Origin of the sequence: Aliiroseovarius subalbicans (assembly GCF_022678625.1) — a bacterium.
Lineage (GTDB): Bacteria > Pseudomonadota > Alphaproteobacteria > Rhodobacterales > Rhodobacteraceae > Aliiroseovarius_A > Aliiroseovarius_A subalbicans.
The window spans coordinates 71,760-96,356 of the sequence record NZ_JALBYQ010000006.1; the positions used below are offsets into that span (position 1 = coordinate 71,760).

Consider the following 24,597-nt stretch of genomic DNA (forward strand, 5'->3'; position numbering starts at 1 on the left):
CTGGCCAATATAGGGCTTCCATTGATTCTGGCGTGCGGATCAGCTTCGGTCTCACGCAATGATCGAGACACAGGCCAATGGATAGAACCGATGGGGTGTCAAAACTGACGTAAGCACCCAGTACAACCCGGGTCGTCACATCGATTGCGAGGGTCAGCCATGGTCGAGCCAGAGGCTTGCGCTCAACCTGGTCGACAAGAATGATATCCGCCAAAGTATGATCGATCTGAACGACCTCCAAGGGGCGTTCCACGTCCAAGCCCCCTGCCCTTGCCTCGAATACCTGCCTCGCGGCCTTTGCACCCTTCCGCTTCCGCATCACCTCACGCTGATCCATAGCATCTAAACGAGCCTTAATCGTGCGGCGGGTTGGTAGTCGAAAACCCTTGGCAGCACATTCCGCTCTGATCTCGCCAACTATCCGCAAAAAACTGGGGGGTTCGAGTACGAGGTAATGTTAGCGCAAAACCCGCTCGACGATGCTCTCCACCTCAAATCCCAAGCGACGTGAGCCATGCTTTGGGCCGCGGGGCTTCGGAACCAGCGCGCTCGCGCGCCCGTCATTGAGTTTGAGACGGCGATATAGCTCCCACACCGAGCTTCGGGAAACACCCAGCTCCCTGGCCGCAGTCAAAAGCGGCGGACCTATATCTTTCCCCGCTTGATCAAGCTCCAGAATTGGCCGCAAAATGTTAGCTCGCTTGATTGCGAGCTCCTGATCTTCTAGATCCTTTGCTTTGTTTGCCAAACTTAAATACCGATCAACTTATCCACAGGACGGACAGTCTCGTAATTAAAGACACAGTCCGGCAATTAATGATACAGTCCAGAAATCAAGGGCACAATCAAGAACTGATTTTGCTTAGCTTTTTGAAGCAAGCGTCCAGTAATTAAGGGTACCGTGACACCTGTTTATAACGCAGGGGAGGCCTTGGGAAAGCTCCAGAGATCGGTGTTTCTGTGTGACTATTTTGGGCGACCTGCTTTCCGGCAGGAAATCCAGCGGCTCCTGAGCCAGATCGAATCCATGCACACGCTGCAACGTGCCATCCATGCGGGCCCGATCTCACCACGCCGAGGCCGGACGCGCGAGCAAATGGCCGCCATCTCCGGCGCACTCACATTGCTGACAAACATCGTCATCGCCTGGAATGCGCACCAATACGAGCGCGCCACCAAACGCCCTGATTGGGATCGGCCGGAAAACCATATGCGCCACATTGCCCCAATCGCACACGCCCATATCAACCTCAAAGGCACGATCACCTTTGATCTCGAGCAGCATAGAAACCCGGGCCAGAATGAAAGAGAGGACCCACAGAATGCAGCAAATGAACGCCACTGAGGACCAGAACCAAAAAAATCAAAGGCTTAGCCGAAATGAAGCGGCAAAAACCATTCAATAACAACTACTTGCTTATGCAACATACGGCAGATCCGTTACGATAACCCCCTTACGGTTTACTTTTACCTGCGTTACTCAGTGTCTTTACGAGATCTGGCAGAAATTCTGGCCGAGCGCGGAGTCGTAGTTGATCACGCAACACTCAGCAGGTGGGTCGTGAAATTTTCACCATTGGTTGCCCTTGAAGCTCATAGGCGTAAGCGGCCATGGGCGGTTTCTTGGCGAATGGATGTACCCGTACCGTGCCGTTGATTGAGATGGAAAACCCTTAATTTCATGCTGTCAGAGCGACGCAACACTGCTGCTGCAACGCAATTCTTCGCGAAAACTTTAGCGTCCAGCGAGATTCCTTTGCGGATTGTGATCGACAAAAGCGGGGCAAATGGTGCCGGCTTCAAGTCGTTCCGGCCAGCAGCTGCGACAATCGCCCTTCCTAAGACATCACCGACAGGACCCTCTGGATTTCTATTTCCTTTCAATCGTGTTTTCGCTCCAGACCGGGCTGATATGGTCATGTTGCAACGGCGGGTTGCAATCATCAATCAGGGCGGCGATTTTCGGCGGTGTCAACGGCATCGAGGACACTTGTTTGCCGGTCGCATTTGCGACAGCACATCCAATCGCAGCCGCGACGTTGAGAATCGGGATTTCTCCGGCCCCTTTGGTGCCAAATGGCCCAACGGCCGGGGCACCCTCATAAAGGTCGAATTCGACCGGGATGCTGTCCGTTGCCAGAGGAAGCAAGTAATTTTCAAACCCTGTTTGATCGAAGGCGCCAGTTTCGTTGATTGTGATTTCTTCGTGGAGCGCATAACCGAACCCCTGAACAACTCCGCCTTGGATCTGGCCGTGGATCGCGCGTGGATTAAGCGCACGGCCCACATCCTGCACGACCCGGTAAGCAAGGATGTCAACTTTTCCGGTGTCGGGATCAATTGCCAGTTCGCAATTGTGGACGGCAAAAACCGGCTCGATCGCATCAATGAAATGCCCAGCGGTGCACCCGGGCATGCATTCAAAAGGCGGTGTGGTAAACGAACCGCTGCCCGAAATCGGACCAAAGCGGCTTTCAGCTTCGGCCACGACTTGTTGGATCGTTGTCCCTGATCCCGGACGGCCCTTGATTTCAATCCTGCCCCTGGCAAGAACCAAGTCCTTTTTCGGGGTCTGCAGTATTTCGCTTGCCACGCCGAGCAGCTTGTCGCGGACCACCGTGCAGGCAGCCTCGCTTGCGGCCCCGATCGAGACAGTTGTGCGACCGCCACCGACGCCAAGATCACGCCCCGCAGCATCCGTATCCGCAGTTTTCACAATCACATCTTCGGGCGCAATACCAAGGTTCGCGGCCACGATTTGCGGCAGGGCCTGCATCATCGTGCCCTGACCTAACTCGACGCCTGTGGTGACTAGGGTAGCGCTTCCGTCATAGTTCAGGTTGACCGTGGCGGCAGAGGGGCCGACAAAAATGAGCCAGGTGCCCACCGTTGTCGCCTCACCATAGAACCGATTGCCCGCGAGATCTTTTCGTGAACCGCTCTTGGCCCGCAAGACCTCCATCCGTTCGAGCATCGGAGCCAGCACATCGCCATCATAGACCTGACCGGTGGCCGAAATATCCTGATCGCCCAGAACATGACGGCGGCGGAATTCCATCCGATCCATGCCTATGGCGTCAGCAATTTCGTCGGTGTGCCGCTCCAGCGCAAACGTGTTGTAGACGCCGTTGCAGGCACGAAACGCCCCGTTGGGCGGGGTATTGGTATAGACCGCCCGACTGCAAATCCGCACAGCGCCCAGTTTGTAATTGCCGCCAAGCGTGTGCGTGGTCATGGTGGTCAGAAAGACCTGCTCGCCACCATAGGCACCGCAATCCATCAGAACCGTGGCCTCACGACCGACGATCTCGCCTTCCGACGTGACCGCTGATCGGATCCGGATCTCGGCATTTTCACGCGAGAGACAGGTCATCTGCTCTTCTCGGCGGGAATTGATGATCGACACCGGCCGCCCTGTCATTCGGGCAAGGACTGCAGCGCAAGGCTCGATCGAGGCGTCAAATTTGAGCCCGAAACCCCCACCAACTGTCGGAACAGTCACACGCACATGGGATTCAGGTACACCAAGCACCCGCGCCGTGACGGTACGCACGGTCCACGGAACCTGTGTTGAGGCATGAATGTGATAGCGACCGTCCTCAAAAGATGCCACGGCCGCGCGCGGCTCGAACGGCACATGGCTTTGCCGTCCGACTTCATAGAAGCCTTCGACTATAGTCACGTCTTCGCGCGCAAAGGCAGCATCGGTGTCACCACGTTCTACTGTGGCCTCCCACGCGATATTGCCACCGCGTACGCCCCCTTCGAAGAGCACTTCGTAATCCTGCCAGTCAGGATGAACGAGCGTGGCATTCTCAGCCAGAGAGTCTGCCATGGTAAGACTGGCAGGCAACGGTTCAAGCTCCAGCTCGATCGCGTCCAATGCGGCCCGGGCTTGTTCCAGAGTGTCCGCAGCAATAGCGGCAATCGGCTCGCCGTGATAACGCACCACATCCTTTGCCAGAAGCGTGTAGTCAGCGATGCCGATCCCATACCGGCCAGGCACATCACTACCGGTAGCAATGGCGCGAACACCGGGCATCTTGCGGGCCGGCTCCACGTCAAGTTTAATGATCCGCGCAGATGCATGATCGGAGCGCAAAAGCGCAGCATGAAGCACCTCGGAACCGCCGATATCGACGGTAAACCGGGTGCGGCCCGTTACCTTGTCATGCGCATCCCGGCGCGGGAAATCCATCACGGCTTTATCGGCAAAACTCTGATCTGACATTATTCAGTGACCTCAGTTGCGTCGACGACCGACATTACGGCATCGATGATGCGCTCGTATCCGGTGCAGCGGCAGACATTACCCACCAGAGCAAATTTTACGGCGTCCCGGCTGGGCGACGGGTTGTCGCGCAGAAAGGGGCGCAAAGTCATGACCATGCCGGGAAAGCACATTCCGCACTGAATCACGTCCAAGTCGATGAAAGCCTGCTGGATGACGTCGAGCTTGTCGCCCTGCGAAATCCCCTCAATAGTGACGATGTCGCGGCCCTCAAGCGTGCCCACAGGCAGCAGGCAGGACGACATCGGTTTCCCATCGACATGAACAGAACAAGCACCGCAATAGCCTTCGCGGCACACATTTCTGGTTCCGGTCAGGCGCAATTCATTGCGCAACACATCGACAAGCGGTGTGCGGGGGTCGCAGGTCAGACTGCGCTCCTCGCCATTGATCATCAAACTCGTTGTCACTTTCTGCTCCTTAAGCGGTGCTTTTTGTCAGGAACCGGAATGCCCGGTCCGCCAATGCAGGCAAGAGCCTGACGCGGTACCAGCCCGGTGCGCCGGTATCGTCGCGGCCCTCGAATTCATCCGTGTAATTGCCGGCAATTTCCCGGAATTCCCCAGACTCCAGATTGCGCCCGATCAGGGCGTTCTCAAAGCCGGTCCAGCGTTTGGCGACAGGTTCAACACCACCGACGGCCACTGCGGCTGTCCGGATCGTACGATCCTCAGCCACCGTGATTGCAGCTGACAGGTTGGCGACCGGATAGTCCCCGGCTTTGCGCAGGGTGATCCGAGAATGTGTGCTGGCCTGCAAACGGCGCGGAATGACGATCCGGGTCACCAATACAGCCCGGCCAAGGCTGCGGCGCGTTGACAGAAATTCAGCCATCGACATCAGGCTTGTTCCATCCGGGGAGACAATTTCAACTTCCGCATCAAGTGCCAGCAACGCCGGAACGATGTCCGACGCGGCAAAGTCGGCGGTGCAGATATTGCCTCCAATCGTTGCCGCGCGCCGGATGGCCGGATTGGCCGTATACCCGGTTGCCATCATCAGGGCGGCCATGTCTGCGTGACCTGCAAGTCCTTTTGCGATCACGTCCTGCGTCGCCATCGCCCCGATCGACACCTTGTCTTTGGCAACATCGATATCGGACAAATCGGGAATGGCGGAAAGATCGACAAATGTGCCATCAATCTTTTCGCCTCTGGAGCCCGCCCGCATGATCCAAGTGGCGCCGGCGACCGGCACCACCTTGTTTGTCTTGCCACTCAGCGCGGCAATGGCCGCCGCAACGCTGAGTGGCCGTTCGAGTCTGTTTGGCAAATCAGCCACGGTTAGCTCCAGTGCGCCACAGAACGCCCTTCGAAACTCTCACGAAACTGCTGGGTTGAGTTTGGCATCAGCTCTCCGGTACCCCAATCAAGGATCACCGCGAATTTGCGCACGGCATCCATCTCATTGATCTTGCCGTCGCGGTACATCTGCGACACTTCATTTGGATCCATACGTGCCCATGCCACGCGGTTGGCCCGAATATCAGCACGTGATTTTTCGGTGGCCGCATGGTCGATCTCGAACTCCAGCATGTCGCGGTCGATCACTTTGATCACGACGCCATAGTCCGTTTCCGCCCGCTCTACCGACACATATTCGTCGATCACGTCTTCTTTGACGTGTTCAGGGTCTCGGTCCATCGGGTCGCCGTATCCGCCGCCGCCCGCAGTTGGACGGGTGAACTTGTCACCGCTCTGGATTGGGTAGTTGGAAAAGACCGACCCAAGCCATTTTTCCTCTCCTGTGTCGGCATGCACAACGCTCAACCCGTGTGGCATAGATGGCAAACCACCCTCTACCCCCCAGACAACCGCCCGTTCGCGGTCACAGATGTAGGACATAACGGTGTTTTCTGCCTCAAGTAGTGTTGAGGCTTTGATAACGCCTGCGCCACCGCGCCATTTTCCAGGTCCGGGGCTGTCCTGCAATATCTGGAATTCATCGGCCCGTGTCGGATTAACCCGTTCGTTGCCTTCCGAAGGTTGCGACATCAGTCCGGTACCAAAACAGGCCGTGGTGACATCGCTGCCATCCTTGCCGTTGCGCCCGCCCCAGCCGCCGGGCAGCCATTCGTAAAACATATAGATCGGCTTTTCAGGTTTGCGCAAATCGTTGCCGCCTGCCAGCAGGTACTCAAGGTTAAATGCACAGGCGATGGCGCGTTCGGGCATGATCTTTGACCACATCTCAAAGATCGCATTCATGATCTTTTCAAACGGCATCAGGAAGCCTGTCACAGCAATAGGCCATTCGGCGCTCACAACGCTGTCTTTGGGCGTTTTGATATCAACCATTCGGTAAAACCCGCTGTTCATTGGCAGGTCAGGGAAGAAGGTCTTCATTCCCGCAACCACGGCAGAGAATGTCGCCCCATGGCCCGAATTGTAGATCGAGGCAATTGTGGGGTGGCTACCCTCAAAATCATAGGTGATCTGGTCGCCCTTGATCGTCATCTTAATATGGATCGGGATCATGCCTTCACCTGCATCGGGGTCACGGTCGATATAATCAACTGCCTCCCATGTGCCATCCGGCAAATCCAGAATACGCTGCCGGACAGAGCGTTCGACATAGTCTTGGACCTCGTTCATGCCTTGCGTGACCTGATCGCGGCCATATTTGCTGACAAGGCGCTGAAGTTCACGTTCGGCCACTTGTGTGGCTTGTGCCTGCGAATGAATGTCGCCGATGATTGATGCAGGATCACGGGTGTTCGCCGCAATCATATTGGCGACGTCCGAACAAAACTTGCCTTTGCGGAACAGCCGTATGGGCGTGATGCGGACCGCTTCGCCAAACATTTCACGCGCGGTCACATTGAACGACCCTGGCACCGACCCGCCTAAATCAGACCAGTGGCCGTTGGATTGGGAAAACCCGATCAGAACCTCTTCGTCAAAAATTGGACGGATCAGGCGTACATCGCTAAAGTGGGTACCGCCCGCATAGGGGTCGTTGATCGCATAGACATCGCCGGGATACATATCGCCTTCAAATGCGCGGATCACATCTTTGCAAGTGTAATGAAGAGTACCCACGTGGACCGCGATATCTGCGTTGCCCTGCGCCACGCAATTGCCATCCGCATCGTGCAGACCGTTGGAAAAATCGCGGTTATAGATCACGAAGGAATAACAGGTCCGCAGCATCTGTTCGGCCATCTGATCGACCGACGTGATGAATGAGTTCTTTAAAACCTCAAAGGTAACCGGATCCAATTCCTGTTTTGCTGTGCTGTTCATGGCTCAACCCTCCACCTTAATAAGAATATTCATATATTGATCGACTGTCGCCGTTGTGTTTGGCGGCACAACAACGGTTGAATCCACCTGTTCGACGATCGCAGGGCCGCTGAATTCTGCCCCTGCTGCAAAGCTGGCGCGGTTATAAACGTCCGTTGTGCAGCGCTCTGATTTGAACCAGACATCGCGTTGGCCAATGGGTTTGGGCGTGTTCCTGACCACCTTGTAAGATGGCAGCGCGGCCTTGGGCACCACACCTGTCGCTTTGACACCGACGCGGAAAATGCTGACCGGGGCGTCCTCTCGGCGAAAATTGTATTCGCGTTCATGCTGATTGTGGAACCCGTCAACCAGTGCGCTGGTCGAGGTGACTTTGGCGGGCGCAGATACGGCAAGTGAACGCCATTGGCCCTGATACATCATCTCGACTGTACGCTGAAGTATGGTATCTTCTGCGGCAACGCCTTCATGGCGCAGACGCTCTGTCGCTTCGGATTCGATCTTGGCAAATGCGGTTTCCAGATCTTCGGGTTTGGTCGTCGCTGCATCAGCCATAAAGCTGTCCGAGAAGTCATGCTGGATATCGACCAAAAGACAGCCCATCGCCGAGGTCACACCTGGATTTGGTGGAACGATGACAACGGGGATTGACAATTCTTTGGCAACCGCAGCGCCGTGCAATGCCCCAGCCCCGCCAAAAGCGACCAGCGCAAAATCGCGTGGATCATACCCGCGGGTAATAGAGAGCAATCGCACCGCATTGGCCATGTTCGCATTGGCCACGTCAATAATTGCTTCAGCGGCTTCGTGCAGTTCCATGCCGAACGGCTCGGCCACGGTATCGCGCACCGCTTGCTCGGCGAGTTTCGGATCGAGCGTGATGTCACCACCTGCAAGGCTGGTGCCCAGACGGCCCAGCACCACGTTTGCATCACTGTTCGTCGCCACTTTGTTGCCATTAGAATAACAGGCGGGCCCCGGCGTCGCGCCCGCTGATTGTGGGCCGTTGCGCAGAGAGCCGCCTTCGTCCTTCCAGGCCAACGAGCCACCGCCTGCGCCAATGGTTAAGACTTCGATGCTGGGGAAGCGGATCGGGTAACCATATTCGATGTACCAGTCTTTGGTGACTGTCGATTCACCCTGATAAGCTAGTGATACGTCGGTGCTGGTGCCGCCCATGTCAAAGCCGATCGAGTTTTCATAGCCGCACAAATTGCCGATGAAACGGCTCGCAATTGCGCCCGCCGCAATGCCGGATCCTGCCAGGCGGGCTGCGAAATCCTTGACGCTGGCAGGGGTCATGACACCGCCACCTGTGTGCAGTAACAGCAAATCCCGCTCATAACCGCCGTCCGACAATTTATCGCTCAGCCGGGACACATAATCGACAACCACGGGCGAGACAGCCGCATTCACCATGGTGGTCGAGAACCGCTCGTGTTCGAAAATCTCTGGCATGATCTGCGACGAGATCGAGACATGCACATCGGGTAGCACCTCTTGCAAAATCTCTTTCATCCGCCTCTCATGTGCTCCGTTCACATAAGAGTTGATGAAGCAGACAGCGATGGCCTTGACGTCGCGCCGCTTCAGAATTCCGGCAACGCGGCGGGCTTCATCTTCGTCGAGGTCTTCAATCACCTTACCGGCCGCATCAATGCGCCCTTTGACCGTCAAACGATCCCGGCGTGGAATATAGGGTTTGGCCACGTCTTTGTAGGTATCCCACAAATCCTCTTTGTTGGATCGACGGATCTCGACAACATCGCGAAACCCTTCGGTACAAACCATCGCTGTGCGCGGCAATTTACGAGTAATCAGCGCGTTGGTAGCCACGGTTGTGCCGTGTGAAAACATCGTCACTTGCGACAGGTCCACACTGGCGTCCGAGACACCAGTCATGATGGCGCGCATCGGGTCATCAGGTGTTGAAGGTGTCTTTTCGATACGGATTTGCCCGGTATCTTCATCCATGATGCATACGTCGGTGAACGTCCCGCCAACATCAACTGCGACCCTTGTTTTTGTCATCATCTCATCCTGTCATTTATCTTAAACCCGCATTTTCGGCACAGCAGAGCCACGCCTCGAAAGAGGGTCAATTACAGCGTTTTCAATTAAGTGTTTTAACAGCGGTGGTTAGACCGCATTACCCGCTCCTAAACGGCTTTTCTTACGGGTTTCCGTCGGCGTACAGCCAAACCGGTTTCGGTAGTGTTTGCAGAACTGGGCCTGATCGTAAAAACCCCACTTGTAGGCAATATTTGCCACAGTCGATGTGTCATTGGCCATCTTCAGCGCCTCTTCACAGCGCGTGAGCCGCTTATCGCGAATGTAGCCAACAATGGAATGGTCGCTTTCTGCAAATAGCCGTTGCAGATAGCGCAAAGATATCCCACAGGATTCTGCCACCAGTTTCGAACTGAGGTTCGGGTTCATCAGATTGTCACGAATAAACTGCTCTGCCCGCTGCAAATGTGCCGCGCGAATGGTCGAAGAAGAACTGTCCAGAATGCGATCGTCACTGCGCATCGCCAGACAAAGCAGTTCAAGCAACTGCTGCCCGGCCACATCGCGGGCCGCATCGTTGATCTTGCCGACACATTGAATCGTATTGCGCACGGCGCCTACAAAAAATGAACCGACACCTTGTGTCGCATCAAATGTCAGCGCGCCCAGCCGGTCAGTTGCTCCCAAGCGTGAGCGCACACTGGCTGTTGGCACTTTGAGAACCCAAAGCTTGTTACGTTTGCCATGCCAGAATTCGTACGGCATATCCCCCCGTTCGACCAGAAAACCGCCGGCACTGCATTTGGTGTCCCGTGAGGACTGCTTGAAATGAACATCGCCTTTGTGAGGAATAGTGATCAGAAGGCTGCTGTCTTTTTTATTGGCAAAGTGGGTCCGTTTGCGGCGGTAAAGGACGCCATCACATTCCATTTCAGACAGCCCAAGGATACCAAGTGACCATGAGTCTAATGTGCCTTCGAATTCGGATTTATTGTGACATTCGGCAGACAACGGAAAGTAAGCCTCGGACAATGTCTGGGCCCAATACTCATTCTTGTTGGCTTCATCACACTGAGCTGTCGAATAATGCATGTTTCCCCCAGTTAAAGCATCCCCCCATTTGGATCGGACACCATCCTTTTGATTAGTATTGTCCGGATGCTATACCAATTCTTGGTGAAATGCGCATAAACCTTTGGATGGCAGACGCCCGGTCTTAAACGGTTTCAAGCCTGCAATTTCTCCAGAAACTCTAGTTCGACAAAAGCAAATTCAAAATCATTTCCGTTGGCGACATCATGTTCCACACCCAGATCACGAAAATACGGGACACCGGTTTTCAGCGTCGCTTTCGTCACGTTGCCGTCCTTGTCTGTGATCTCTAGAATACCATCCTGCACCGGCACGACGACATAATCATACGCATGCACATGCCAGCCGGTATTGTCGCCGCGACCCGCAAAGCGCCATTCGGTGACGCGGGTCCGGTTATTGTCAATCAAGACAGTTGGCGTTGCCGTCCCCTGTTGTTTCCCTTCGCACATAATTTCCCCTTCCGCCTTTTTCAGGAGAGCGATCAACGCTCCCTTGTTCTAAGGGCATCCAATGCCGCCCCGAAAATGAGGATCGCGCCAATCACAACAGGTTGCAGTGATCCATTGATTTGCTGCAGGTTCATGCCGATCGACAGGCACACAATCAGCAATGCCCCATAGATTGGTGCCAAAATGCCGCCCGAACCACCGCGCAGGGATGCCCCCCCGATAACGGCCGCCGCGATGCTGTTGAGCACAAGTGACGTTCCAAGATTGGGCTCTCCTGATCCGGTCTGAGCTGTCATAAGCAAGCCCGCGACAGACGCCAAAACGCCACTTGTGACATATGCCAGAAACAAATGCTCTTTAACACGGCGCCCCGCGACAAGGGCTACCTCGTTGCTGTCGCCAAGCACATAGAGCACCCGGCCGTGCACCGTTTTGGTGAGTGAGAAATGCAGACCATAGGCGACCACCCCGGCGATGATCAGTGGGATCGGTAACATCAGGATAATCATCTGATTAAAGGCAAAACTGAAAGCCTCAGGCAGATTAAAGATCGGAAAACCGCCTGAAATCGTCGTGGCAACACCCGTAAAAATGCTCATCGTGGCCAGGGTAACGATGAAAGGATTGATCCTGCCGTAAGCCACCAACAGACCATTCATCGCGCCGATCCCAACACCAATCAAAAGACCGATGCCCACACCCAAGACAATGCCTAGGCCGGTGCCAAATACCGGGATCATCGCCGTCATCACCATAGAAGATGCAACCGAAACCAGCGAGACATTTGCGCCGACTGACAAATCAAATCCACGGGTTATGATCACGACCAACTGTGCACAGGCAACAAAAAAGAACAGCGACGATTGCTTCATTATGTTGGCGATATTGTCACCAGACAGCATCGCCGGTTGCAACAGTGCGAAGAACGCGACAACTGCAACAATGGCCAGCGGCAACAGAAGATGCGGCCCAATTGCGCGCAAGGAATGGCCAGATACCTGGGTTTGATCAGACATGTTTGTTTCTCCGGCTTTCGCGGAAGCTTTCGGCGGCTACCGCAAAAACAATAACCAGGCCAATGATGATGATATGATATTTGCTGTCGATCCGCGCGAGGCTCATGCCATTGCTGAGCACCGCCAGGAAAATGGCGCTGAGTGCCACCATCTGGATGCGTCCCACGCCCCCTTTGAGGGCAACGCCCCCAATGACTGCCACCGAGATACTTTCCAGCATCAGATTGCTGCCTAACGTCGCCTCGCCAGATCCAACACGTGCCGTCAGGAAAAGCCCGACAATGCCTGCCAACAATGCGCTGAGAACATAGGCCAGCCAGATATATTTCCGGGTGTTCAATCCTGTCAAACGGGACGCCTTTTCATTCCCTCCTACAGCGTAGAAATAGCGCCCCAACCGGGTCTGGTTTTGCATAAACCACAACAGGGCCAACACAAGCGCCGCCGCATAGACGATATAAGGAAGGCGCAAGAATTTCCCCCGCCCGATTTCGCGGGTGAACAACTCGGGCATGTCATAGATCGGCGTGCCCCCTGTCACATACCCCGCGATACCGACCGCAATCGTCATTGTACCAATTGTCACCATAAACGGCGAAATCTTGAGCACGCTAACCAGAAACCCGTTCGCTATACCGACAGCCAATGCGGGCACCAGTCCCATCAGGCACCCCAACAGAACAATGACGCCGGCGCTTTCGATGCCCATTGAGGAAAGCCCAACCATCGAAAGTGCCGAGCTGACACTGGTCAGTGCCACGATTGCGCCAACAGAGATATCAAAGCCGCCAACGATAATCACCAACATCTGCCCGGCAGAGATGATCGTTAAAAAAGATGCGTTTCGCAGTACATTGATAAGATTTGATACCCGCAGAAACCGCGGCTCGTAAAGCGCCAGCAATACGCATGTCAGCACCAGAACAAATGGCAAAATCCCGATGGCCTTTAAGACTTTGCTGGTGCGGCTTTCGGGAATGGCGGCGTGGGCGGTCATGATGTCGGGTGTCCCTGCGGTTGGTCGGTGTCCTGGTCGCCGTGATCAAAGAAGTGCGAAAGCAGTGCGTTTTCTGTGACGGCATCACCGTCCAATTCGCCAACAATCTCGCCTTCACGCATCACAATTACGCGGTGCGACATATGCATGACCTCGGCCAGTTCAGAGGAGGCGATGACGACGGCCTTGCCCTCTTCCGTCAGCGTTTTGATCACGTCGTAGATTTCCAATTTCGCCTGGATATCGACGCCCACTGTCGGTTCATCAAACAGAAACACGTCGAACTCCCGCGATAGACCGCGTGCGATCATCAGCTTTTGCTTGTTGCCACCCGAAAGCTGATCGGCCTTGGCGTGCAGTCCAGGCGTTCTGATCTTTAGCTTGTCGATCATCTTTTCCGTGAAACTCGTTTCAGCACGGCGGTTCAGCAGCATATTGCCAAGCGAAAACACCGGATCGTCCAGCGCTGCGATAGTACTGTTTGCAATCAGACTCTGGTGCATCGCCAGCCCTTCGGTAGCGCGATCAGATGGCAGGTAGCATATGCGATTGTTTAATGCTTTGCGGGGCGAGTTGTTGTCCAGTTTCGTTCCACCAGTGGTGATCGCTCCTGTCTCGACAGCTTCCAGCCCAAAGGCGGCGCGCAACACTTCAGACTTGCCGCAGCCCGCCAGCCCGGCAAAACCCAGCACCTCTCCGCGGCGCACGGAGAAGCTGATATTTTCGGCCAGCCCGCTTTGCAACGTCACATCCCGGAACGCCAGAACCGTATCACCCGGATTGCGCTGAATATGGGGGAAAAACTCATCAAAGGTGCGGCCGGTCATCAATTGAACCAGCTCTTTTTCGCTGGTGTCCGCCTTGTTAACCGTCGCAATAAACTTGCCATCGCGCAGAACTGTCACACGGTCCGCCAGACGGGATATTTCAGGCATGCGGTGCGAAACGTAAACGATTCCCAGCCCCTCACTGCGCAGCTGTTCGATGATGTCAAAAAGCTGTGCCGCTTCGTGATCCGTCAGAGATGCCGTGGGTTCATCCAAGATCAGAACCTGACAATCCCACAGCAGCGCCTTGGCAATCTCAACCATCTGTTGGTGGGCCCGGCGCAGCGTGCTGACGCGGGCAGAGGAATCAAGGTGGAATCCCAGCCGATCCAGAACCGCCTGAACTTTTTTGTGCATCGCTGATTTGGCCAGACGTCCGCCGCTGGTTATCTCGTGGCCCAGGAACAGATTTTCCTCGACGGTCATGTCGGGGATCAGGCTGAATTCCTGAAAAACGACGCTGACGCCTTTTGCATGCGCAAGTGCCGGCGTCAGGCTGGACAGCGTTTCACCAAACAAGCGATACGAGCCGCTGTCAAAGGGCTGCACTCCGCAAATAATCTGGATCAGCGTCGATTTCCCGGCGCCGTTTTCACCGAACAGCACATGAACCTCGCCCGCGCGCAATTCAAACTGCATGTCCTCCAGAGCTTTAAATGCCCCATAGGACTTATCCAGATGCGCAATCTCAATAAGAGCTGCATCGGACGTTCCGGGCGCAATTGCTGCGCCCGGTTTTGTTGTTGTTGAGGTCATCAAAGCTTACTCGACCGAATATACCGGATTCCAGTCCGCTGGTGCAAACGAGCGGCTAAGGTCCAGACCATCTATGTTTTCCTTGGTCACAACGGTCATGGATGGGAAGAGATGCACCATGTGATCTTTGCCCTCCAGAATACGCACAGCCATATCCATCGCGATGCGTGCTTCCATCACCGGAGACTCGGTCACAGTTGCGGTCACAACGCCGGATTTAACCAGATCAACCATGCCTTCGTTGGAGTAATACGCAGCGATCTGCGCATCGTCGATGCCGGCTTCTTCCAGCGCCTGTGCGGCGACTTCGGCTGTCACGGCTGTGCCGTAAACGATGTTTACGCCGTCATACGCCTGCAGCGCATCTTCGACCAGCTTAAGCTGGATGCTTTTGCCTGTATCGCCATATTTTGCTTCCAGAAGTTCAATGCTGCTGCCTTCCAGCGCGCGCTCAACGCCTTCTGTTGACGCTTCTGCCCAACCGGAACCCTGCGGACCAGGGAAGTGCACCATGCGCATAGCGTTTCCGCCTGCCTTTTCTACCAGAAACTTAGCACCAGCTTCGGCGGCATCATCATAATTTGCAAAGATACGCGCGTCGGCCACATCGCTCATCGGGTTGATCACACCGACCTGAACAACACCTTTTGCCTTACCTTCTGCCATACTTTTGGCCAGGCCTGCTTCTGAGATGGCCCCAATTACAATCGCGTCGACACCCAGAGCAAGACAGTCATTATATTGCGACACTTGCTTGGCGGCTTCGGTATAGCCACCCGCCTCAAGAATAGTCGCCTTAACGCCCAGATTGCGAGCCTGATCTACGATGCCGTAGTTAACACCAACCCAATAGCTGTCTTTCATGTGGGGGAAAAGCACGCAAATGTGCCATTGCTTTTCAGCTTTTTCCAACCCCGAATAGGATACGGTTTCGTTTTTGCCGTCAGCCGCGTTGACAACGTCAAAGGGCCAAATGGAGCCATCTGCGGATGCCATCGTTGTCACAGACGCCGCAAGAATGGCGGATGTTGACAGAGTTGCGAGTAGTTTCTTCATGGTGAACCTCCCAGTTCAGGTTGTTTTGTGAGTCATTGTGCAAAGCGTTTCGGTGCAATCTCGTGTCAAACTCACAATGACGCCGGAGTATTGCCTGCACTATCTTGAGTGTGGAGGCGGTGATATTGGTCGTGAGCGGCCTTTTTGGCCTGATATTACGAACAATCTTCGCCCGTTTAGCCGTCTTCCTTCCCAGATTTCGGAGTTCCCGCCGTAGTTCGCCCGTACCAACGTCGCTACCCTGATCCCGCGTGCAATGGCGGTGGATTTGCGGTCCTGTACAACTACTTTTTCACGGCTTTGTTCCTATTCTTCGTTTCATCAAATTGAGCACCGGAAGAACGTCAAAGCTCCTCCGGCGGCATGCGCGTTCAGGAGAGATGCTCGCGCACTTTGTTCAGTGAGTTCGCGCGTTCGCGTCGGGCGGCCAGGGCGGTGTCCATGTCTACTTTCACAAACTGCGTCTCTACATTGGGCTGCAATTGTCCGATCAGATCCATATCTGCGGAAATCACCGTCCCGATCATAAAGTACCCGCCACCCGATACCGCATCGCGGTGCAGGATAATCGGTTCAGACCCGCTGGGCACTTGCACTGATCCGTAAGGGTAACAGGCGTCCGTGATGTTCGATGGATCCGACCCCGCACCAAACGGCGGTTCGCGATCGACGAACTCAAGCGGCGTACCGCCTTTAAAGCGGTAGCCCATCCGGTCTGCCTCAGAGGCGACCTTCCATGTTTCATCAAAGAAACGAGTGCCCGATTTTTCAGTGATACGGTGCCAGTAAAGCCCCGGCAAAACGCGCAGTTCAGCGATCTTACCCGGCAGACGGCGCATATTTTCAGGAATGTGCGCACCAGCTTTTGCCGCAGACGCGGGTTTGCCCACGGGCAGTACATCGCCCGGCTGAATGGCGCGGCCATCAACACCGCCCAATGCCCCGATTGGATAGGTGGATCGGCTGCCAAGTGCGGTCGGCGTGTCGATCCCGCCCGCCACTGCAATATAGGCGCGCGCGCCGGAACGCAGGAAATCGAATGACAGGACCTGACCTGCTTTGACTTCAATTGCGCTCCAAGAGTCCAGCACTTCACCGTCCAGTTTGGGCGGCAGATCACCACCCGTCACCGCGACAATGCTGTCTTGTGTAAACTCAAGCTCTGGACCCATGAACACACATTCAAGGCCCGCTGCACCTTCGTCATTGCCAACCAGCATGTTGGCACAGCGCATGGCGAAGCGATCCATCGCGCCGCCCATCGGAATACCCAAATGATAGTAGCCCGGGCGCCCAAGGTCCTGGATTGTGGTCGCAAAACCGGCTGTTTTCACATTAATCGGCATTGAGCATCTCCTCCAGCCTGGCGTTGGTGCCGTCGATATCCTTGTTGAAATCCTCAAGCGAGAAGACCACCTCGCGGATACGTGGCTCATAAGTATTCGCCTCAACCGCAGCGATACATCTGTCGTATTCGGCCCGGTCAATGGGTTTCCATTTGACGATGTCGCCAGGTTTGAAGAACACCATGAAATCCTTGAGGTAGCCGGTCTTTTGTTCGGGATCGTAGATCGGCATCGGGGTGACTCCGAACATCTGATAGCCACCTGCTCCGCGTACCGAGTAGATACAGGAAAAGCAGCCACCATAGCCCACGGTCAGTTTTGGGGTGTCCGTGCGCGGGCGCAGATACTTGGGTACCTGAATTTGCCGGTCGCGATCCACCATCTGATAGAGGAAAGGCAGGCCAGACACGAAACCAACCATCGACACGAACCACGGTGATCCTGAATGCGCGGCGATGAAATCCTCAACGCTATCATAGCCATTGATCCGCGCTGCATATTCTATGTCAGTCGCACCCGGATCCTGATGCCGTTCTCGGAAGCGCATCAATGTCTCGTGCGTCCAGGGATCCTGATACAATACCGGAATTTCAATTATCCTGGTGGTCAGAACGGGCTCTGCCAGACTGGCCGTTGTTTCCATTTCCTTGAGACGCGCCATCAGCGTATCAGGATGAATTACATCCGGATCGAACTTGATCTGAAACGAGGCGTTCGCCGGGCAAATCTCGGTGATGCCGTCAATTTTGGCGTCTCGCACCGCGTTGGTCATCGACAATGTGGTGAAAAATGCCTCTAGCGACATTTCCTCACTCACTTCAACAAAGATGTGTTCATCACCTCCAAAGGTGTACCTTGATGTCATGATCTTGTTCCTTCGTCATCGGAAAGGGTATGTGCGTTTTCTTCCAGCCATGGCTCGAGCCACTTGGTGTGAAAGTTGCCGGCCTGAACCTTAGGATCGCGGGCCAGAGCTGCAAATAACGGTGCGGTGGTTTTCAGCGTTCCGGTGCGCAATTCGGTGATAGCGCGGGCCAGACGGCAAATCGCAGCTTCACGTGTATGGGCCGATACAATCAGCTTGCCGACCAGTGAATCGTAGAACGGCGGGATCTGATAACCATCGTACAGCATGTGATCAAAGCGCACTCCAGGGCCGCCCGGCGTGCGAAAGTCGCTGACCACCCCCGGAAAGGGCATGAAGTTGTTCGCAGGGTCTTCGGCGTTGATGCGCACTTCGATCGCATGGCCACGCAACACGATGTCATCCTGGGAAACCGACAGCGGTGTCCCCCCCGCAATCGCAATCATTTCTTTCACAAGGTCGATGCCTGTGATTGCCTCAGTGACCGGATGCTCGACCTGAATACGCGTGTTCATTTCGATAAAGTAAAAGTCACCGCTTTCATCGTCATAGAGGTACTCAACTGTACCAGCGCCCCGATAGTTGACCGATGCCGCCAGTGCGACGGCTGAGGAACACAGCTTTTCGCGCACCTCATCGCTCAGCGCACAAGACGGTCCTTCCTCCCAGACCTTCTGTCGTCGGCGTTGCAGGGAACATTCCCGTTCATAGCAATGCACAAAATTGACGCCATCGCCAAGAATTTGCACTTCGATATGACGCGCCTTGGCAATCAGCTTTTCCATGTACAGCCCGCCGTCGCCAAAGGCTGATTTTGCCTCTGCCGCAGCTTGCGGGGCGAATTGAGCGAATTCCTCGGCATTTTCGGCCACGCGAATACCGCGCCCACCACCACCTGCGGTCGCCTTGATCATCACCGGGAAACCTATCTGAGCCGCCAGTTCACTGGCCACATCAAGATCTACGATGATACCGTCACTACCTGGGACCGTTGGCACATTGGCCTCCTGAGCAGCCTTGCGGGCCGAGGCCTTGTCACCCATGGATCGGATCATGTCGCCGCTGGGCCCGACAAAGGCGATGCCTGCCGCGTTCACCGCATCCGCAAAATCAGCATTCTCAGCCAGAAACCCATAACCGGGATGCACCGCATCTGCGCCGGATTGTTTAACGGCATCCAACACAGCTTCAATATTCAGATAAGATTTTGAAGCAGGCGGTGGCCCGATCTCGATAGCTTCATCCGCCATCTCGACCGCCAGAGAATTCACATCATCCGCGCTATAGACCTGAACAGTGCGAATGCCCATCTCGCGCGCGGCGCGGATGATCCTGACGGCAATCTCACCGCGGTTCGCAATCAGAAGTTTGGAAATGCCCATGACTTGTACCAACTATGTTTCGAGTTCGACCAGCACTTGACCGGGCATGATCGCATCTTCGTTTTCTGTCGCGAACGACGTAATGGTGCCGTCAAATTCGGACTTCACTTCAGTGTAGGTTTTCATCACCTCAACCAGGCCAATGACGTCACCCACCTTCACGGTGTCGCCGACTTCTTTATAGTTCGGCTCTTCGGGTGACGAGCTACGGTAAAACACACCCGGAAGCGGTGATTTTATTTCGGATTTGGACATTTTATATCTCCTCAAAGAAAGTCGGTTGCGCCGCAGTCGCTCAGGACGTGGCAAGCCTGTCGCCGAGCGCCGCGCGCATGGCCGATACAATACCGACCACATTTGGCGTGTCGGAGTGCACACAGATTGTCTCTGCACGCACAACATTTTGTTTTCCGGATGCACTCACGACGATGCCATCATCAACAGCCCTGACTGATTTCTCAGCAACAACGTTTGGATCATAAGCCGAATGTTCGCGGGTGATCAGCAGCTTGCCGTCGTCATCGTAGTCCAGATCAGCAAAAAATTCCGCCTTAAACTCCATGCCACGTGCGGTGTAGATTTCCTCGTGCAATGTGCCTGCCAACCCAAAGATCGGAACGCCAAGGTGTTCGCTCGCATCGCAAATCGCGTGGGCGATATGCTCGTGGCGCGCTGCCATACCATAAAGTGCACCGTGCGGTTTGAGGTGCGAGAGCTTCACACCCTGGACCTTCAAAAATTCGCTCAAAGCACCAATCTGGTAAAGGATGATGTTGGCCATCTCTGCACGGTCGACCATCATTTCACGGCGCCCAAAGCCTGCCAGATCAGGCAGCGAGAAATGTGCGCCTACCTTGACGCCGTGCTTTTTGGCTGATGCCACGGCATGGGCCATATGGTTTGGATCAGACCCGTGATACCCGCAAGCCACATTTGCTTCGGTAATCAACGGCATGATCGCGTCATCATCGCCCAGCTTATAAAGGCCAAAGCTCTCGCCCATGTCACAGTTGATATCTACGGCCATTCTATTCCCCTGGATTGGCAGGAACGCAGCGCGACAGCAGGCATCCCTTCTCTTAATCCAAGGCTAAACGCCGGGCTTATGAATTGTAAAATATGATTTTTATACCACATCATTCTGAAAAACAGATAATGCTGACGCGACCTTTCGTTGCTAGCGACGCCATCTGTGTCAGTTTTCGTCGTCACGTGGATATCTGAACCACCATCCGAAATGGAGGCTGTGATGAACCTTACGCTCAGGCAAATACGCTACTTTATTGCTGCTGCAGAAGCCGGACAGGTCTCTAAGGCTGCGGTGGAGGTTAACGTTTCCCAGTCGGCGATCACCACCGCGATCAAATCCCTCGAAGACCTGATTGGAACCTCTCTCTTTGACCGTCATTCAGGCGGCGTTAGCCTGACGTATGAAGGCAGCCTGTTCCTCAATCATGCCAAAGGCATTGTCGATTCGGTTGAAGAGGCAGTTCGAATCCCGCGACGTGTTCAGCAAGATGTCAGGGGGTCTTTTTGCCTCGCTGTAACCTATACGGTAGCGGGCTATTTTCTGCCCCCCCTTCTTTCCCGTTTTATGCATGCTTTTCCAAATGTGACCGTCAATCTGGTCGAGGCAGACAGAGAAGCGATTGAAGAAGGTTTAATTTCAGGAGCTTTCGACCTAGCGGTCATGTTGACGTCCAACATCAGCAATCACGATGAACTTGCTCATTCAGTCCTGCTGCGCTCCAGACGCAGACTTTGGCTAAACAACGGTCATCGGTTTTTAGGTAACCAATCCGCGACACTCGAAGAAATCGCACAGGAACCATACATTATGCTGACCGTGGATGAGGCCTCTGACACGGCACTGCGATACTGGAACCAGACTCCTTTTCAACCCCGAACCCTGATTAAAACGTCTTCAGTCGAAGCGATCCGCAGTATGGTCGCCGGTGGCATGGGCGTGTCCGTATTGTCGGATATGGTTTACCGCCCCTGGTCACTGGAAGGGAAGCGCGTTGACGTTATGGAGGTGAATGACATCATTCCGACCATGGACGTCGGGCTTGCATGGTCGAAGCATGCGGTCCTCAACAGGCCCGCCAAAGCGTTCTTTGAACTTATGGAGTTAGCTGTTCTGTCTTAGGGAATGGGTGGAAGTAATCGGATTCGAGCTTTCGGAGAGCCCCAATATTCCCTTCACTTTTCAACACCTTTCGAACGCTATCCTGCACAAAAACTCGATGTCGGACCTATCGAACAAGGCCATGCACAAAGCGATAACCAGCCAAAAACCTTGGCATAGCGCTGACTGCGTGATCGCATGCCGAGACTATTTGCAAACAAACGGCGAACATAATACGAGGAGAAATTAGGATTCGAACTCACGGAGACGAATTACTTTGAAGGCATCCGCTAAGGTGTCACCGTCCAGAACCTATACCGGTCCTGCCCCGTGACTTCGCGCACCAAACCACGCTCGGTGAATGTTTTCAAATTGCGTCGAACCGACACCGTGGTGCACCCCACCTCCTGTGCCAACCAATCCGCCGACACCACCGGTGCCCTCATCAGAGCCGCAACCATTTTTGGCGGCGTACGCCCTGACAAATCTGAAACGGCCTGCCCTGCTCGCTCCTGCCAAGCCCGTAATCGATCCAGCTCCAAAGCCGCCGCAAGCGCACCGGCCTCGATGGCGCCGTAGAACACAACCAGACGTTCCTCCGCCCCGGCGGAACCGGCACGAAGTGAATGACGATCCAGACGATGCCCCTGCCCCATCGGCAAAAACGGCGCCAGACCCCCTACCCCGACCAGCAGTGCCGCCGTGGTTGGTTCCAAAAGTTCTTCATACGGCGTGATACCTTCCGCACGCCAACTGGCAAATCCATAAGCCGCTTTCGTCAGCGGATGGCAGCCCGACAGCGCGTCCAGCCCAAAGGACCACCGATCACTCAAGGCAGACAACTCCTCTCCAACGGGCCTTTCCTCGCCCGGCACAGACTGCGGAGACACAACCGATGTGCGCCCGAGGAAATCGTGCAGCCCATCTAACGCACCTCCTGCCTCGACATCCAAAGAACGACCAGCCTTCAAACGCCGCACCGCCCAGTCCGCACGGCTGAGATCTTGCGCCGCGTCATCGCTGGCAATGCGTAACGTGCGATACAGCGCAATCTGTTCGGGGCTGATCCAAGTCCCCTCGCTGCGCAAAATGGCCGAGACAGTCTCGATAGCAAAGCGCTCCGCCACTTCATTAGGGAATTGCCTAAGGCGTTCGCCAAACTTGGTGGCCGCCTGAACCGCCCCCAGCAAGCCGCGATACTGTTCTTTCTCCGCGGCCTGCCAGACCTTGGGCTCAATGCTGGCCTCCCGTGCTGCAATGGGCCACGGCATGTCGGTCGGCGCAACATCTTCCGGCGTGGCCGGCAGGAACCATAAATCTTCCTCAGTGTCGCAATTACATTGTCGTTTCATCAAAAGGTTCTTAAATGATTTCAGCAGGATGAGGTGCGAATCAACGTAGGATTTTACGTTGCGATTTCAATTTTTTGACTCGCATTTCAATAAGCGAGAGAATTTGGGCAGAAAGTGATGTTAAGACAGTCTGAAACGGCCGGCTTATGACGCCGAACGGACGGGAAGCTTCTGACGAGAACTGGAACAAGGCCACCCGTATTGCACGGGAGCTGGATCGCCTTCTGGATGGGACCGAACCAATGCGAGACGCGGTCGCTCGCGCGGCGTCCGAACTGCGCCTGTCGACGCGCCAGGTCTACAATCACTTGAGACGATACCGCGACGAACGCCGGGTGTCTTCCCTTCTGCCAAGAACCAACGGTGCCAGACGGGCAAGGATCAGCCAGGCCGTCGAGGAGATCATTGCAGAAACGCTGCGGGAATTGTGGCTTCGGCCCGAGCAACCGGACCTCGCGCCAATCGTTGAGGAAATCCGCGCGCGCTGTGCCAGCAAGGGGCTTTCTCCGCCAGCCTACATCACCGTCGCAAAGCGCATCCCGCTGCTGTTCACACCAGAAGAGATCGCACGGCGGCGACATTCCGGCGGGAAAAGCTTGCGCCGCCTGAAACCTCGACCTGGCTATATCCGGGCCAAGCACGCCCTTGACGTGGTCCAGATCGACCATACCCCTGCCGATATCCAGTTCGTGGAAATCATCGATGGTCAGGGCATCTTTGTCGGCCGACCTTACCTCACGATCGCAGCGGATGTCGCGACGAGCGCAATCATCGGGTTCTGTCTTACTCTTGAGCAACCGTCGCGCCTGTCGGTCGCGCTTTGTCTGGCGCAGGCAATGTGCCGCAAGGAAGACTGGCTGGCCGAACGCAACATCGATCATGCCTGGCCGATGTTTGGCCGTCCGAAGCAGATCGTGGTGGATTCTGCAATGGAATTCAAAAGCGCCAGTTTCACCCGGGGATGTGCGGAGTATGGCATCGCCATTCGAACCCGGAACAAAGGGACCGTCCATCGTGGCGGTCTTGTCGAACGACTTCTCGGCAAGGTGAACACGGTGCTGCGGTCATTACCAGGCAAGACCGGGCGCTCCATCGCGGACCGGGGTGACTATCTATCCGCAGAACGGGCGAAGCTCAGCTTCTCGGACCTCGAACGCTGTATCGCCCTGGCGATTATTGACCACAATCTCAGCCAGAACGCTCGGAAACTGACCGTGCCGACCGATGAATGGGAACGCAAACGCCGTGTGATGGAGGGCCCCGCCGACAATCCCATGGATGTTTTGCTCAATTTCCTCCCCAACACCACCCGCAGGATTTCACCTCAGGGCATCAGCCTTTTCGCCATCGACTATTTCGATCCCTGGCTCGGCCCATTGATCGCCCGGCGCGACCGACTGGAGGCTTTCGATCTTCGCTACGACCCGCGTGACATGAGCCACATCTACCTCAGGGATCCCGATACCGGAGCCTGGCGCTCAGTCGGTCGGCGAGACGGCTTACCCGAACCGATCACCCTGTGGCAACACAAGGCCGAACGAAGCCGGCTGCGCGAAACCGGAAGACGCCCGATCGAAGACAGAACGGCGATCCGGCGCGAAATCGCCGCGACCGTGGATGCGTCGACGTCGCAAAAACAGCAGATGAAGGCATTGGCCCGCGCCAGACATGCGGCCGATGCTCCAAAACCCTATCAAAGCCTTGCCCCTTCCCCGGCACCCGCCCGCAAGGGTCCGGCCCGGGACCGCCCGCGACGGGTCTTTCCGGTGGAGGAGTGGTGAG

General features: G+C 55.3%; 20 protein-coding genes and 1 pseudogene. 4 read left to right on the forward strand and 17 right to left on the reverse strand.

What is annotated here, in order from left to right:
• Positions 1-901 precede the first annotated feature (901 nt).
• Complete coding sequence (locus tag MN188_RS16205; RefSeq protein ID WP_242110319.1) at positions 902-1,345, forward strand: transposase; 444 nt, start codon at positions 902-904, stop codon at positions 1,343-1,345.
• An 81-nt stretch (positions 1,346-1,426) separates the two neighbouring features.
• A pseudogene (locus MN188_RS17765) lies at positions 1,427-1,807 on the forward strand (DDE-type integrase/transposase/recombinase); the annotation flags it as partial.
• Between the two features lie 63 nt (positions 1,808-1,870).
• Here MN188_RS17765 and MN188_RS16215 read toward each other — a convergent pair.
• The 16 genes from MN188_RS16215 to pxpA all read right to left on the reverse strand — a co-directional run bounded on the left by MN188_RS16215 (position 1,871) and on the right by pxpA (position 20,362).
• Positions 1,871-4,231, reverse strand: coding sequence for a xanthine dehydrogenase family protein molybdopterin-binding subunit (locus MN188_RS16215; protein ID WP_242110320.1), 2,361 nt, complete (start codon positions 4,229-4,231; stop codon positions 1,871-1,873).
• Positions 4,231-4,686: a (2Fe-2S)-binding protein gene (locus MN188_RS16220; RefSeq protein ID WP_242110321.1), complete on the reverse strand. Its 456-nt coding sequence runs from the start codon at positions 4,684-4,686 to the stop codon at positions 4,231-4,233. Before MN188_RS16220 ends, MN188_RS16215 begins: the two co-directional genes overlap by 1 nt.
• Positions 4,687-4,711: 25 nt before the next feature.
• On the reverse strand, positions 4,712-5,572 hold the full coding sequence (locus MN188_RS16225) for an FAD binding domain-containing protein (RefSeq protein ID WP_242110322.1): 861 nt from the start codon (positions 5,570-5,572) through the stop codon (positions 4,712-4,714).
• A 2-nt stretch (positions 5,573-5,574) separates the two neighbouring features.
• Positions 5,575-7,536, reverse strand: a complete 1,962-nt coding sequence (locus MN188_RS16230; RefSeq protein WP_242110323.1) for a hydantoinase B/oxoprolinase family protein — start codon at positions 7,534-7,536, stop codon at positions 5,575-5,577.
• 3 nt (positions 7,537-7,539) lie between these two features.
• Positions 7,540-9,567, reverse strand: a complete 2,028-nt coding sequence (locus tag MN188_RS16235; protein ID WP_242110324.1) for a hydantoinase/oxoprolinase family protein — start codon at positions 9,565-9,567, stop codon at positions 7,540-7,542.
• Between the two features lie 108 nt (positions 9,568-9,675).
• Positions 9,676-10,638 carry an AraC-like ligand-binding domain-containing protein gene (locus MN188_RS16240; RefSeq protein ID WP_242110325.1) on the reverse strand — a complete coding sequence of 321 codons (963 nt, stop codon included), beginning with the start codon at positions 10,636-10,638 and terminating at the stop codon, positions 9,676-9,678.
• 134 nt (positions 10,639-10,772) lie between these two features.
• Positions 10,773-11,126, reverse strand: a complete 354-nt coding sequence (locus MN188_RS16245; RefSeq protein ID WP_242110326.1) for a cupin domain-containing protein — start codon at positions 11,124-11,126, stop codon at positions 10,773-10,775.
• Positions 11,123-12,106: an ABC transporter permease gene (locus MN188_RS16250; protein ID WP_242110327.1), complete on the reverse strand. Its 984-nt coding sequence runs from the start codon at positions 12,104-12,106 to the stop codon at positions 11,123-11,125. Before MN188_RS16250 ends, MN188_RS16245 begins: the two co-directional genes overlap by 4 nt.
• Positions 12,099-13,103: an ABC transporter permease gene (locus MN188_RS16255; protein ID WP_242110328.1), complete on the reverse strand. Its 1,005-nt coding sequence runs from the start codon at positions 13,101-13,103 to the stop codon at positions 12,099-12,101. The genes MN188_RS16250 and MN188_RS16255 overlap by 8 nt, the downstream gene beginning before the upstream one ends.
• Positions 13,100-14,686, reverse strand: a complete 1,587-nt coding sequence (locus MN188_RS16260; RefSeq protein ID WP_242110329.1) for a sugar ABC transporter ATP-binding protein — start codon at positions 14,684-14,686, stop codon at positions 13,100-13,102. Before MN188_RS16260 ends, MN188_RS16255 begins: the two co-directional genes overlap by 4 nt.
• A 6-nt stretch (positions 14,687-14,692) precedes the next feature.
• On the reverse strand, positions 14,693-15,742 hold the full coding sequence (gene torT, locus MN188_RS16265; protein ID WP_242110330.1) for a TMAO reductase system periplasmic protein TorT: 1,050 nt from the start codon (positions 15,740-15,742) through the stop codon (positions 14,693-14,695).
• Positions 15,743-16,113: 371 nt separating this feature from the next.
• Complete coding sequence (locus MN188_RS16270; RefSeq protein WP_242110331.1) at positions 16,114-17,088, reverse strand: 5-oxoprolinase subunit C family protein; 975 nt, start codon at positions 17,086-17,088, stop codon at positions 16,114-16,116.
• Positions 17,078-17,953 carry a 5-oxoprolinase subunit B family protein gene (locus tag MN188_RS16275; protein WP_242110332.1) on the reverse strand — a complete coding sequence of 292 codons (876 nt, stop codon included), beginning with the start codon at positions 17,951-17,953 and terminating at the stop codon, positions 17,078-17,080. The genes MN188_RS16270 and MN188_RS16275 overlap by 11 nt, the downstream gene beginning before the upstream one ends.
• Positions 17,950-19,335: an acetyl-CoA carboxylase biotin carboxylase subunit gene (locus MN188_RS16280; protein ID WP_242110333.1), complete on the reverse strand. Its 1,386-nt coding sequence runs from the start codon at positions 19,333-19,335 to the stop codon at positions 17,950-17,952. Before MN188_RS16280 ends, MN188_RS16275 begins: the two co-directional genes overlap by 4 nt.
• 12 nt (positions 19,336-19,347) lie before the next feature.
• Complete coding sequence (locus MN188_RS16285) at positions 19,348-19,590, reverse strand: acetyl-CoA carboxylase (RefSeq protein WP_242110334.1); 243 nt, start codon at positions 19,588-19,590, stop codon at positions 19,348-19,350.
• A gap of 40 nt (positions 19,591-19,630) precedes the next feature.
• Positions 19,631-20,362, reverse strand: coding sequence for a 5-oxoprolinase subunit PxpA (pxpA, locus tag MN188_RS16290; RefSeq protein WP_242110335.1), 732 nt, complete (start codon positions 20,360-20,362; stop codon positions 19,631-19,633).
• Positions 20,363-20,584: 222 nt separating this feature from the next.
• On the opposite strand from pxpA, the gene MN188_RS16295 reads away from it, so the two are divergent.
• Complete coding sequence (locus MN188_RS16295; RefSeq protein ID WP_242110337.1) at positions 20,585-21,484, forward strand: LysR family transcriptional regulator; 900 nt, start codon at positions 20,585-20,587, stop codon at positions 21,482-21,484.
• A gap of 269 nt (positions 21,485-21,753) precedes the next feature.
• On the opposite strand, the gene MN188_RS16300 is transcribed toward MN188_RS16295, so the two are convergent.
• Positions 21,754-22,815, reverse strand: a complete 1,062-nt coding sequence (locus tag MN188_RS16300; RefSeq protein WP_242110338.1) for a helix-turn-helix domain-containing protein — start codon at positions 22,813-22,815, stop codon at positions 21,754-21,756.
• A gap of 146 nt (positions 22,816-22,961) precedes the next feature.
• On the opposite strand from MN188_RS16300, the gene MN188_RS16305 reads away from it, so the two are divergent.
• A complete protein-coding gene (locus tag MN188_RS16305; RefSeq protein ID WP_242110339.1) occupies positions 22,962-24,596 on the forward strand; it encodes a Mu transposase C-terminal domain-containing protein in 1,635 nt (544 codons plus the stop codon).
• The last annotated feature ends 1 nt before the right edge of the window (position 24,597 follow it).